Here is a 12,950-nt window from a genome sequence, read left to right as displayed (position 1 = left end):
ACGCACCTACACCGCTGAGGGTTGGCAACTGCTCTCATATCCCCAAGGACAAAAGCCGGCCAATCTTTTTCGTCGCTTCCTGCATCAACAGGGTGAGACGAGGCAGATCACGCTCATCCTTGCGGTTTTGTGGGATGGTCGCTGAAATGGAGCCGCGAATCTGGCCATCCACGAAAAACGGAACGGCCAGGCCGAAAGCGCCCAATACACGCTCGCCAGTGCCCGTTGCCCAGCCACGCTGCGCGATGGTATCGAGGTCGCTTTGCAAGGCGTCACGGTCGGTGATGGTGGCATCGGTCAGCTTGACCAGGTCGATCGCCTCAATGACATCCGGTTCGCAGAACGCAAGCACCGCCTTGCCCGCCGCACCGGCGTACAGAGGCACCTCCGTGTGAACCGAGAGCTGATACTGGATGGGACGCCATCCCTGTATCACGTCGAGGAATTGCGCACGATTGAGCGTTTTGTCGAACGCGAGAATCGCGATGGTCTCCCCGGTTTCCTGCACCAGCCTGCTGACCGTCGAGCGCGTCAGATCGGCGATGTTGTCTCGAAAGCCCAGTCTGGCTGCCCACTGAAACAACTTTGGCCCCGGGTACAACACGGCGTCGACCGACACCACGATTTCGGACTCAAGACCCGACTGCATCAAGCGCTTGGCCGTGGCTGCATTGCACAGCAGTTGGTCATGCAAACCCACGGTGTACTTCACGCCTTGCGGCAGGGCGCAGGCGATGAGCATGAGCCGTTCCAGCCGGGAGGCAGTGGTCTTGGCATCCTCCAGTGAAATCACCGGATCAGACCTTTCACCGTCGCGCATGATCCCATCGAGCGCACTGTCCAGTTCCTCGGCAAACTGCGACACGCTTTGGCTGATGTGCGCCAGCGACTGGGCCGGCGCCCCGTCTGCCGAATGCACGGAGACCGCGATCAGCAAACCACACCGCAGTGTGCGAACCGTCACGGCCAACGGCTCCGGAAACTCATGGGCCGTCAGGTCTGCGGGGTCGGCGCGGCCAGGTTGGCCACACGCGTCCGGCCCCATCCACGCCGAAAATGCTTGGCCAATGTGACCGAACGACAGCGGGTGCATGATTCCCAACTCTGGCCTGAAGGTGAGCGACGCCTTCGGCTCACCGCACGCGGCCACGAAATAGCCGCCCTCGCAGGGGCTGTGAATGGACAGCAACACGGTCGCCCCCGTGGCGTCGGCTATCTCGGCGAGTCGTGTGCGGCCAATTTGTAACAGGGCACTTCTATCGATCAGTGCGTTGGTCAGCACATTCAACCTCGGCCCCACCGTGTATTTCCCCGCCCCGGCTTCGAGCGCCAGCCCTTGTTCCACCAGTGTGAGCAAGATCCGATTCACGGTGCTCCGGCTTTCGTCCAGGCGAGCCGCGAGTTCCCGGACGCCCCAAGGCTCGGCACCGAACCGGAAAACGAGCGCGTCGATCACTTCGATCAGTCGGATGTGGCTGGAAGCAGGTGAACCGGCTTGGACGCGGCGATTGGCTGGCGGTACTTGAGGCATCGGAAGATCGAATCGTTGGCAGGGGCGCTCATTCTGCGGGGGAAGCCGCGCTCACCGCAATGATACGCGGCAGTTGACAAGCCGCTCAGCGTTCTGGATTCTAGAAAAAACAAAAGCAGGACACTGTCCCATTTTTTGAATGGTAGCGTCCGATAATCTGGAGTGGCCATGAATAACAACAATGCGATGGCGCAGCCTGCGGTGCTGCCGACCAAAACCAGAGAGCAGGTGACCAAGGCCAAGAAGGCCACTCGCGCCGCGGTATTCGGAACCTTCGTCGAATACTACGATTTCAGCGTGTACGGTTACGTCGCTGCCACGCTGGCCACGGTGTTCTTCCCGTCGGATGACCCTACCATCGGGTTGCTTAACGCGTTCCTGGTGTTCGGCTCGGCGTTTCTGGTGCGCCCATTGGGGGCCATCGGGTTCGGCTGGCTGGGTGACAAGGTGGGCCGGCGCACCAGCCTGATCGCCAGTATTACCTTGATGGGCGCGGCAGCCACCTTGATAGGCCTGCTGCCGGGCTATGCCGTCATTGGCGTCTGGGCGCCGATTCTTCTGGTGGCACTGCGGATGCTCCAAGGCTTCTCGGCGGGCGGGGAGATCGGGGGTGCAGCCAGTTACATCCGGGAATGGGCGCCACCCAGCCGCCGCTCGCTGTACATCTCCTTCCTGCCCTCCATTGCCCAATTGGGCAAGGGCCTGGCGGCTGCCATTGCAGGCCTCGCTGCCGCAACGCTCACCGACCCGCAAATGCTCGAATGGGGCTGGCGCGTGCCCTTCCTCCTGGCGCTCCCGCTGGGCATCATCGGCCTGTGGATGCGCCTGAGCATTGAAGACAGTCCGGAGTTCGAGGCGAAGAAAGACGACACAGCCGGCAAAAAGAGCCAGCCCTTTGCCGAACTGATCAGCAGCTACCCGCGCGCACTGTTCAAAGTGGTGCTGATCGCCCTGGTCCAGAACATCGGGACCTACATCGGCACCGTCTTCATCGCCGCGTACTTCAGCTCCATCCTGGGTTACAGCAAAGGCCAGGCATCGACCATCGTGCTGATCGCGGTGATCTTCGCTGCGTTCCTGATTCCACTGGCTGGCCAACTCGGTTCTTACCGGGGTGGGAAATCGATCCTGCGCCTCTCGTACATCGCTTACGCGGTGCTGTCGATCCCGTCCTTCATTCTGATGCAGCAGGGCTCGGTCAGCCTCGCCATCGCCGGGCTGGCGCTTGGCATGATCCCCTACGCCCTGTGCCAGGCAGGCACCTATTCGGTCATGCCGGAGTTTTTCCCCATGCACATCCGTCACACCGGCGTGGCGTTCGGCCACAGCGTGGGCGCGGTGATCGGCGGCGGCGCCGGCCCATATTTCGCCACTTGGCTCATCGGTGCCACCGGCAACCAATACGCCCCGGCTTACATCCTGTGCATCGCCGGCGTCATCGGGCTGATCATTATTTCGACCGTGCGCAAGAACGCGCCGGCCGACCAAGACACCACGACCCATCAATATTCCTGAGGTGGCGCTCATGCCTTTGATTTACGTGACAAGCCCTGTCCATCAGGACGTGCTGACACGGCTCGCAGCCGTGGGAGAAATCCGTCTGGGCTATGGCCCTGACGCTGTAGCGTATGAAGAAATTCAAAAACAGGTGGATGCGGTATTTCTCCGTGGCGGACAGGTGTCTGCCGAAATGATCGCGGCATCGCCAAAGTTGCGAATCGTGGCCCGGCACGGTGCGGGTTATGACAACGTCGATTTCAAAGCCGCTGCCGACCATGGGGTGTGGGTGACGAACACCCCGGGCGCCAACCGACGCAGCGTCGTCGAGCACGTGTTCGCGTTGCTTCTGAGCCTGGGCCGCAAACTGCAGATGGCCTCGGAACAGACCCGAAACGGCATATGGGCAGAAGACCGGCTATCCCTGACCGGCATCGAGCTGGAAGGGCGCACGATGGGGCTGATCGGTTTCGGCGACATTGGCCAACACGTCGCACCTGTCGCGCAAGCGTTCGGCATGAACGTGCTGGCCACCGACCCCGCCTACGACTCGAGCTTCGACAGCCGCCTGGTCAGCCTGGACACCCTCCTGGCCAACGCCGACGTCGTCAGCCTGCACGTTCCACTGCTCCCCGGCACCCGCAAGCTGATCGGCAGCGCCGAGCTGGAGAAGATGAAGAAAGGCGCGATCTTGATCAACACCAGCCGTGGCGGCGTCATGGATGAAGCCGCCGTGGCCGCAGCGCTCAGGTCCGGACATCTGGGGGGAGCCGGGGTCGATGTGCTGGACGCGGAAAACGTCGACATGATCCATCCATTCAAGCACAACAGGTTTCCCATCTCCGAGCTTCCTAACCTCATCGTGACCCCGCACGTAGCCGGACAGACCAACGAGTCCCTGCTTCGGGTGGGTATGAGCGCTGTCGATGCCATCGCAGCGGTGCTCAGAGGTGAGGCTCCTCGACACCCGGTGAACGCCCCCGTCGCTCGATCGTTCGATTGACCCCCTTGTCCTTCTACTGTCAGAGGTCTCCATGTTCATTAATGCATCCGATGAAAACATCGCCGTGAGCGATAACTGGGAGCGGGCGCCCCTCAACCTGATCGAAGACATTTCCCGTTATCCCGTCGCCTTGATTGGCGATGTGCTTCAACGGCTGGGCATGATGGCCTCGGCCATCCGCCACGTCGCCGGGAAACCCACTTTCTTTGGCACCGTATTGCCAATCCTGACCTGGGAAGGCGACAACCTCGCGATTCACCGAGCGTTGGATGATGCGCAGCCGGGCGATGTATTGGTCATCAACGGTAACGGCGAAACCAACCGTGCCGTGTTCGGCGACCTGCTCGGCGAGGTCTGCCTGGCCCGAAACGTGGCAGCGGTGGTTATCGACGGTGCCGTGCGCGACATCGAAGAGCTCGACACCATGGGGCTGCCCGTCTATGCACGAGCAGTGAACCCAGCCGGGCCGTCCAAGCACGGCCCAGGTCATGTAGGGGCGCCCGTGGCGTGTGGCAATGTCGTGTGCAATGCCGGCGACGCGATCCTGGGAGATCGCGACGGCATCATCGTCATCAGCCGACACATCCTGCCGACGCTGGCCGAAAAGCTCTCCATCCAGGACGGCATCGAAAACACCTTCCGCGAGCGCGTGAGAGCCACCCTTCGCTGATGCCGACATCGTCGCAGACGAGGCCTTCACAGGCTTTCGTTTGCGACGTGATTCACACAGGGTTTGAGCAAATCCAGGAGACCGCCCCCCTTGCGCCTGCGCAAACCGACCCGCGGACGTGAACTCCGCGTGTCGTTCCGTCGGGTATGCTGTCCTGCTGAACAAGCCCACACGCCGAGGTGTTAGTCATGATGGGGCCGGTTTTCCAGGCACTGATCCCTGTAGTCACGCTGATCGTCCTCGGTTATCTGATTGTCCGAGTCGGATGGTTGCGGGCCGAGGGCATGAGGGACATCTCGAACGTCGCGTTCCTGGTGCTCGCCCCGGCATTGCTGTTTCGCAGCATGGCCACCGTGCACCTTGCAGAGATCGATTTCACCCCGGTCGCCCTCTACTTCTGCGCCATCTGGGTGGTCTTCACCCTCGTCATGGTCAGGCACGGGTTCAACAAGCGCGCCGCGGTCCTGGCCTTGTCCACTACCTTTTCAAACACCCTGATGATCGGGGTGCCGTTGGTGAGCATGGCCTATGGGCAAGAGGGGCTCGTGACCCTGTTTGCGCTGATGTCGGTGCACTCCCTCATCATGCTGACGATGGTGACCAGTATCGTAGAGTTCGCGGACGCACGTGAGGCCAGCGCCAATGGCTCTTCCATGGGAAGCCGGTCACCCTTCACCCGGTTCGCCGTTACCTTGATAAAGGCCGGGCGAGCCACCTTGCTTCATCCCGTGCCACTGCCCATCCTGCTGGGGCTGATCTATTCCGCGAGCGGACTGGCCATGCCCTCCGCCCTGGATCAAACGCTGCAACTGATCGGAAGCGCATTCTCCCCCATCGCGCTGATGCTGGTGGGCGCGACGCTTGCGATCAACAAGGACTTGGCGCACCTGAGGACAGGGCTCTGGTTGGCGCTGACCAAGAACTGCATTCATCCGCTGGTCTTGTTCGCGCTGGGCATGCTGGTGGGTCTGAAAGGCGTGGGCTTCAAGGTCATGATTGTCAGCGCCGCGTTACCCATCGGCGCCAATGTCTACCTCTACGCCACCCGCTACAAAGTCGCAGAGCAGGAAGTCACCGCCAGTATTGCCGCCTCCACCGTGCTTGCGTTAGTCACGTTGAGTGGCGTGATGCTGGCGGTTGCCCATTTATGACGGTGGTGAATGACCGGAGCGTTCTCACGAATCCAGACGCTCAAGGGCCGCCCGCAGCTCATGGCTGTTGCCGCCCAACGCACTGGTCGCAATAGCGGCATTGCGCAACAGAATCGCCGCCGTGTCCCGGATGTGGTCCTTGAGCAGCCGGTCGGACGGCCCTGAGAGGGTCAGCGCCCCTTTGAGTTCATACCCCATGCTGAAAACAGGGACAGACACGGCGGTGGTCTCAGGGTCCCGCTCGCCGAATGAACAGGCCCAGAAACGCTCCCTGATCTCGACAAGCGCAGGATCGTTCAGCTTGGAAAAGGCTCGGAGAATTTTCCCGGCTGCGCCTGTGTGCAGCGGAAAGCGCGCCCCCTCCACCACGGAGACACGAACGGCCCGTTTGGGCTCGACGCGGAACAAGACGACGCGACTGCCGTTTTCCAGCACGTAGAACGACGACGTCTCTCCGCTTTCTTCGGTGATCGACTCCAGCAAGGGGTGAATCACATCGCGCAGGCGGAAAGACGTCTGATACAGCTGTGACAGACGCAGCGGCTCGGGACCGACCGAGTAGCGACCATCGACCAGCTTGCGCACGAACCCGGCTTTTTCCAGGGACACGATCAGGCGCAGGATCGTGCTTTTATACAGCCCCGTCCGCCGTGCGATCTCGGCCAGACTCAAGCAATCCTGCTCGACGTTGAAGGCTGCGAGAATGGCAAAAGCGCGATCGACGGCCGCAACGCCGCCCTCCGCGCTTTCGGGTTGTTCAGTCAGTTTGTTGTCGGATGGGTTAGTCATGGCCACTCATAATCGGTGTCTTTGGCAAGCGACCGAAGGGCTTCACTGCCGCGACGGTCACCTGCCAGACAATATCAGATCTTCGCTGGCTCTTTTCTCCGATCATCCCGTTGGGCCCGTTTCATTCTTCGCGCAAGAACAGACGCAACGACATCACCATGGCGGCTGCCACGAACATGATGCACCCCATCGCCATCAGGCCTGCGTTGAAAGAGCCGGTGTAGTCCTTCAAAAAGCCCATCAGGTAAGGGCCGACAAAACCGCCGAACGCACCGATCGAGTTGATCAGCGCGATGCCGCCCGCAGCGGCCTGACCACGCAGGAACTTGCCCGGCAAAGTGTAGAAAATCGTTTTCCCGGCGATGGTCCCGACCAGGGCCATGGTGATCCCGGCCAATGCCGGAATCAGCGCGTTCATCTGCAGGGCCACCAGCAACGCAACACCGGCGAGCAGCATGGCCAACGTCAGGTTCAGGATGCCCTTGCCGGTGCGGTCGACATGCTTGGCCCAGATCAACAAGCCTACGGTGGCGAAGAAGTACGGAATGGCGGCCACCCAACCAATCAGGCTGACTTCCACGCCATGGCCCTTGAGCATCTGAGGCAACCAGATACCGATACCATAAGAGCCGAGGGTGAAACTGAACGTGATGGAGCTGAGGATCCACACCCGCGGATCTCTCAACGCGGCCGTGAAACCGTGGCTGTGGCGACCCTTGGTCTGCTCATCGGCCAACATGCCGGTCAGCACATCGCGCTCATGCGCCGTCAGCCACTTGGCTTCGGAGGGCTGATTGCTCAGCACCTTGAGCGTGATCAGGCCGAGAATGCAGGCGGGCACGCCCTCGATGATGAACATCCATTGCCAGCCGGCCAGCCCCAGGGTGCCGTGCATTTGTAACAGCCAGATCGACAGCGGGCCGCCGACCAGGAAGGAGATCGGCGTCGCCACGGTGAACCAGGCCAATACGCGGGTGCGGTATTGCGCAGGAAACCACAGCGTGAGGAAAAAGATCACGCCGGGGAAGAAGCCGGCTTCGGCGATACCCAGGATCAGCCGTACGAGGTAGAAGCTATAGGGCCCGACGATCAGAGCCGTCGCGGCGGCGGCAAGGCCCCAGGTGATCATGATCCGCGCCATCCACAGCCGCGCGCCGAAGCGGTACATCGCCAGGTTGCTCGGCACCTCGCACAGGCAGTAACCAAAGAACATGATGCCCGCACCCAGGCCGAACTGCGTGGCAGTCAGGCCCAGTTGGTCGGTCATCTGCAGTGCGGCGTAGCCGACGCTGGTGCGGTCCAGGTAATTGAAGAAATACGCCAGCGCCAGCAGTGGAATCAGGCGCCAGGCGGCCTTGTGCAATACGCGAGTCTGCTCGGCACTCAGTGTGTCGGGCTGGACCTGTTTGTTGCTTTGCGCAGACGTCGTGACGATCGCCATGACTGATTTCCTCGACATTATTATTGTAGGGCTGGCGGCGGGAATGACCGCCAGCCACGGTCTGAACGGGGCGTGGCGCGCCGGATCTAGCGAACGATGCCGCGCCCCTGCAGCGCTTCGATATCCGACGCTGCATACCCCATCTGTTCGAGCAGCTCACGGGAGTGGCTGCCCAATAGCGGGACGTTCAGGCGCGCATCGAACCGCTGGCCATTCATCTCGAACGGCAGCATCGGCACCTTCACCTCCTGACCATTGTCCAGCGCCAACTTTGCCAGGCCGCCGGAAGCGTTGAGGTGCACGTCCTCGAAGAGGTCCTGTGGCCGCTGGATCGGCGAGAACGGCAAACCGGCCTGCTCGCACATGACCATGACCTGTTGTTTATCCAGGGTCGCAAGGCGCTCCTTGACCAGCGGCAGGATCCTCGCACGGGCTTGCACCCGCTGTGTGTTGCGCGCCAGCGCCGGATCGCGCCCCAGCGCTTCGAAGCCGAAAGCGGCGCAGAAACTCTGCCACTGGCTGTCACTGACCACGCCCATGAACACTTGCTCGTCATTCAGGGTATCGAACACGTCGTAGATGGCCCAGGCCGACAGGCGACTGGGCATCGGTGCCGCCGGCTTGCCAGTGGTCGCCATCTGCATCATGTGCTGGCCAACGAGAAACGCGGAGTTCTCGAACAGGCCCGTCTGCACGAATTGTCCTTCACCGGTCGCCTTTCGCTGCCAAAGGGCCGCGAGAATCGAAATGGCACTGAACATGCCACCCATGACGTCATTGACCGACGCGCCCGCTCGCAACGGACGGCCCTCGGGCCCTGTCATGTACGCCAGACCGGTCATCATCTGCACCACTTCATCGAGCGCGGTACGGTGCTCATAGGGCCCCGGGAGAAATCCCTTCATGGAGCTGTAGATGATGTCGGGCTTGATCGCCTTCACCTGCGCGTAACCCAGTCCCAGTTTTTCCATGGCCCCGGGGCGGAAATTTTCGGTCACCACGTCCGCGCTTTCGATCAGCTTGCGCACCGCAGCCATGCCTTCTTCGGTCTTGATATCGACGGCAAAGCTCTTCTTGTTGCGGTTGTAGGTCATCCAATAGCCGGCCCCGGAGCCCGTCAGGCGGCGGGTATTGTCGCCTTCCGGTGTCGGCTCGACCTTGATCACTTCGGCGCCGAGGTCTGCCAGCACCAGCCCACAGGTCGGCCCCATCACCATGTGCACGAATTCGACGACCCGCACACCTGCCAGCGGTAAGCCCTTGAGGTTCGGGTTTTGCGCGCTCATCGGGCACCTCCGGCGTATTGAAAGTTCTTGCCCACCCCGGCATCCGGAATAAAGCCGTACAGCGGTTCGCCAGGCAGGCCTTTTTTCAGCCACTCACGCGCAGCCACCAGTTTGTCGATGTCGACCCCGGTTCGCAGCCCCATGGCTTCGAGCAGGTAGACCAGGTCTTCAGTCACGATGTTGCCCGAAGCGCCCGGCGCATAAGGGCAGCCACCGAGGCCGCCGAGCGACGCGTCAAGCGTCGTCACACCCGCTTCCAGCGCAGCCAGCACATTCGCCAGGCCCTGCCCCCGGGTGTTGTGGAAGTGCGCGCTGCCCGCCGTGTCACCGATTTCGTTACGCAGCCGGGTGAACATGCGTCGCACCTGAGCCGGATTGGCATACCCCACGGTGTCAGCCAGGCCAACCTCATCGACGCCCAGTTCGGCCATCGTCAGCGCCATGCGGATCACGTCATCTTCCGGGACGACGCCCTGGAGGGTGCAACCGAATACGGTCGACAGCCCGGCTTCGACTTCAATGTGGGGAAACCGCTCGTTGCGCAATGCGATGACGGCACGCACTTCGTCGATCACCTGTTGATGCGTCTTGCGGATATTGGCCAGCGAGTGCGGCTCGCTGACCGAAACAGGCAGGGTGATTTTCTGCACGCCAGCATCGAATGCCGCTTGCGCGCCTTTCAGGTTGGGCACCAGCGCAGTGACGAACACCTCTGGCCGCTGACGCATGTGAGCCACCAACGCGGCCGCATCAGCCATCTGCGGCAGCAGCTTGGGCGAAACGAACGAGCCAATCTCGATTTCGCTCAGCCCTGAGTCCGCCAAGGCGGTGAGCCATTTCAGTTTCAAGTCGGTCGGCATCGTCGTACTGACACTTTGCAAACCGTCTCGAGGACCGACTTCGCTGATCAGGATGTCGATGTTTTTATTAGGGTTCATCATCGGTTCTCTGATGAGGCAATGGAAATTGTTCTACTCTGCAGAACGATGTTCTAAATAAATCATCGACCTCGATTGGATGGTTGTCAACGCCATTCATCTTGCTAGACGAGTTCACAGGAACAGTCTGCGGCGCTGATTCAAAGCGATTGATCGGCGTTGATGGGTTGACATCTGAAGAAATAATGCCGACATTTGTTCCATCAGAAGATATTTCGTTCTATCTGACAGAACAAAAATAATTGAGCGAAGGGCGTCAACGGCTATCAGATTGGTCAACGCCCCGCTTACGTTGGAGATGATCCTGTGAGCTTGTATGCCCCGCCCCGCGATCTACCCACCCGCGTATTCACGACGCTGCCGGACGTGTTCTGGAAGGATGGCGACTCGGACTGGGTCCGCGCCAACAAACCCGGACAACGCGTGAAGAGTTTCCTGGAAGGACCGTCCTTCGATCTCCAGGGCAACCTCTATGTGACGGACATTCCGTATGGACGGATTTTCCGGATTGATCCGCAGGGTCACTGGTCCCTCGTCATCGAATACGACGGCTGGCCCAACGGCCTGAAGATTCACCGGGACGGGCGGATTTTCATTGCCGATTACAAGCACGGCATCCTGCTGCTCGACCCCCATCGCAATGAAGTGCGCCCGTTTCTGACGCACTGTCGCAGCGAGGGCTTCAAAGGGGTGAATGACCTGTTCTTCGCTGCGGACGGCACACTGTATTTCACCGACCAAGGCCAGACCGGCCAGCAAGACCCCACCGGCCGCGTTTACGCCTACGACTTTGGCAGCGAAACCCTGACACGCTTGATCGACAATGGGCCAAGCCCCAACGGGCTGGTGATGGACCTGTCGCAGCACGCCTTATTCGTGGCCATGACGCGTGGCAACGCGGTCTGGCGGTTACCGATCCAGAAGGATGGCGGAACCAGCAAGGTCGGCATTTTCGTCGCAATGGCCGGTGGCGTCAGCGGCGCCGACGGCATGGCCCTCGATGCCGAAGGCAATCTCTACGTGTGTGATGCCGGTAATGCCTGCGTGTGGGTGTTCGACCCCCATGGCGTGCCGCTGTACCGCATCCGCTCCTGCACGGAGGGCCGCACCCTGACCAACCTGGCATTTGGCGGCCAGGACGGCCGGCAACTGTTCATCACGGATTCATCCACCAGCACGGTGCTCGTCGCCGATCTGCCCCATGCCGGGCGACCGATGTACTCCCACAGCTGACCCCCAGGACACCCGACGCTGGTGTGCGTGACACACAGGCTTCGTTCGCCCTGACAAAACCGACACCTGCGTCCGCCCGACAAGACCAAGAAAAGGGAAAACCATGCTGATCTTCCTCAGCTACGCCATGATCGCCAGCTTCATGTACCTCATCATGAGCAAGCGCCTTTCACCCCTGGTTGCACTCCTGCTGGTGCCGATCGTCTTCGGTAGCCTGGCCGGCTTCGCCCCCCAGCTCGGCACCATGATGTACGACGGCGTGAAGATGCTCGCTCCCACCGGCATCATGCTGACGTTTGCCATCTTGTACTTCTGCATGATGACGGATGCAGGGCTGTTCAATCCGCTGATCAAAGTGCTGTTGCGCCTGGTCAAGGGAGACCCGCGCAAGATCGTGGTGGGCACTGCGGTACTGGGTTTGTGCGTGGGCCTGGACGGTGACGGCGCCACGACGTACATCATCGCCACGGCCGCTTTCCTGCCGCTGTATCGCCTGACCGGGTTGCGTCTGCAAGTGATGGCCACCGTCTTGTTGATGGCTATCGGCGTGATGAACATCCTGCCGTGGGCGGGCCCCTTCTCGCGCGCGGCCAGCGCAATGCATGTGGACATTACGGAGCTTTTCCTGGAGATGGTGCCGGTCATGATCGCCGGAGGCGTCTGGGTGCTTTTCGCCGCCTGGTGGCTCGGTCGCATGGAATATCGTCGCCTGGGCATCATCAGCGTCAGCGAGGATGAAGTGCTGAAGGGCTATGCCCATATCCGCCTGAACGACCCGCGCTTTCTGTTCAACGTGATCCTCACCGTGGCGCTGATCAGTTGCATGATGGTCAGCCTGATGCCTTTGCCGATCCTGTTCATGGTGGCGTTCGGTCTGGCTTGCCTGGTGAACTTTCCCAGCCTCAAACAGCAGAAGGAAGTCATTGCCCGCCACGCCGACAATGTCATGGCCGTGACGCTGTTGATCTTCGCGGCCGGTATCTTCGTCGGCATCATGGGCGGCACAGGCATGATCAAAGCGATTTCGGACAACCTGATCACCCTCCTGCCGCAGGAGGCAGGCCATTACATGTCTGTGATCACTGCGCTCTTGAGCATGCCGTTCACCTACGTGCTGACCAATGACGCGTTCTACTTCGGCGTGCTGCCGATCCTGGCCGAAACGGCTGCGCACTATGGCATCGGCCCTCACGAGATGGCCATCGCCTCGCTGATCGGCCAACCGGTGCACCTGCTCAGCCCACTGGTCGCCTCGACCTACCTGCTGTGCGGTCTGCTCGATATCGACTACGGCGACAACCAGCGAGTATCGCTGAAGTGGACAATCGGTACTGTCTTCGTGATGCTGGTCACCGCGATCCTCCTCGGCTCGATTACCCTGATCAACTGAACCGCTCACGGCAAGGGAAGC

Annotated in this window: 11 protein-coding genes; 6 read left to right on the top strand and 5 right to left on the bottom strand. The window is 61.0% G+C overall.

The window, feature by feature from the left end:
- Positions 1-34 precede the first annotated feature (34 nt).
- Positions 35-1,531, bottom strand: a complete 1,497-nt coding sequence (locus tag N5D61_RS10920; RefSeq protein WP_108238917.1) for an IclR family transcriptional regulator C-terminal domain-containing protein — start codon at positions 1,529-1,531, stop codon at positions 35-37.
- 168 nt (positions 1,532-1,699) lie between these two features.
- Here N5D61_RS10920 and N5D61_RS10915 point away from each other — a divergent pair, with 168 nt between their 5' ends.
- The 4 genes from N5D61_RS10915 to N5D61_RS10900 all read left to right on the top strand — a co-directional run bounded on the left by N5D61_RS10915 (position 1,700) and on the right by N5D61_RS10900 (position 5,852).
- Positions 1,700-3,046, top strand: coding sequence for an MFS transporter (locus N5D61_RS10915; protein ID WP_279892595.1), 1,347 nt, complete (start codon positions 1,700-1,702; stop codon positions 3,044-3,046).
- Between the two features lie 10 nt (positions 3,047-3,056).
- Complete coding sequence (locus tag N5D61_RS10910; RefSeq protein WP_108238915.1) at positions 3,057-4,031, top strand: hydroxyacid dehydrogenase; 975 nt, start codon at positions 3,057-3,059, stop codon at positions 4,029-4,031.
- A 31-nt stretch (positions 4,032-4,062) separates the two neighbouring features.
- Positions 4,063-4,701, top strand: a complete 639-nt coding sequence (locus N5D61_RS10905) for an RraA family protein (RefSeq protein ID WP_108238914.1) — start codon at positions 4,063-4,065, stop codon at positions 4,699-4,701.
- A gap of 188 nt (positions 4,702-4,889) precedes the next feature.
- Positions 4,890-5,852: an AEC family transporter gene (locus tag N5D61_RS10900; protein WP_108238913.1), complete on the top strand. Its 963-nt coding sequence runs from the start codon at positions 4,890-4,892 to the stop codon at positions 5,850-5,852.
- Between the two features lie 24 nt (positions 5,853-5,876).
- Here the strand turns inward: N5D61_RS10900 and N5D61_RS10895 are convergent, their stop codons facing one another.
- The 4 genes from N5D61_RS10895 to N5D61_RS10880 all read right to left on the bottom strand — a co-directional run bounded on the left by N5D61_RS10895 (position 5,877) and on the right by N5D61_RS10880 (position 10,306).
- Positions 5,877-6,641 carry an IclR family transcriptional regulator gene (locus tag N5D61_RS10895; protein WP_108238912.1) on the bottom strand — a complete coding sequence of 255 codons (765 nt, stop codon included), beginning with the start codon at positions 6,639-6,641 and terminating at the stop codon, positions 5,877-5,879.
- A gap of 121 nt (positions 6,642-6,762) precedes the next feature.
- Positions 6,763-8,082, bottom strand: coding sequence for an MFS transporter (locus N5D61_RS10890; protein ID WP_108238911.1), 1,320 nt, complete (start codon positions 8,080-8,082; stop codon positions 6,763-6,765).
- An 86-nt stretch (positions 8,083-8,168) separates the two neighbouring features.
- Entirely contained in the window at positions 8,169-9,368 is a 1,200-nt protein-coding gene (locus N5D61_RS10885; protein WP_108238910.1) for a CaiB/BaiF CoA-transferase family protein, read from the bottom strand.
- A complete protein-coding gene (locus N5D61_RS10880; protein ID WP_108238909.1) occupies positions 9,365-10,306 on the bottom strand; it encodes a hydroxymethylglutaryl-CoA lyase in 942 nt (313 codons plus the stop codon). Before N5D61_RS10880 ends, N5D61_RS10885 begins: the two co-directional genes overlap by 4 nt.
- 306 nt (positions 10,307-10,612) lie before the next feature.
- Between N5D61_RS10880 and N5D61_RS10875 the strand changes: the two genes are divergently transcribed.
- The gene (locus N5D61_RS10875) at positions 10,613-11,539 is read left to right on the top strand and encodes an SMP-30/gluconolactonase/LRE family protein (protein ID WP_108576104.1); all 927 of its coding nucleotides are present in this window, start codon (positions 10,613-10,615) and stop codon (positions 11,537-11,539) included.
- A gap of 103 nt (positions 11,540-11,642) precedes the next feature.
- Entirely contained in the window at positions 11,643-12,929 is a 1,287-nt protein-coding gene (locus tag N5D61_RS10870; RefSeq protein ID WP_279892594.1) for a citrate:proton symporter, read from the top strand.
- Positions 12,930-12,950: the final 21 nt, after the last annotated feature.

Source organism: Pseudomonas sp. GD03842 (assembly GCF_029841165.1).
Classification (GTDB): domain Bacteria; phylum Pseudomonadota; class Gammaproteobacteria; order Pseudomonadales; family Pseudomonadaceae; genus Aquipseudomonas.
The sequence above is the reverse complement of the archived record's forward strand: the minus strand, read 5'-3'. Positions and strand labels throughout refer to the sequence as shown.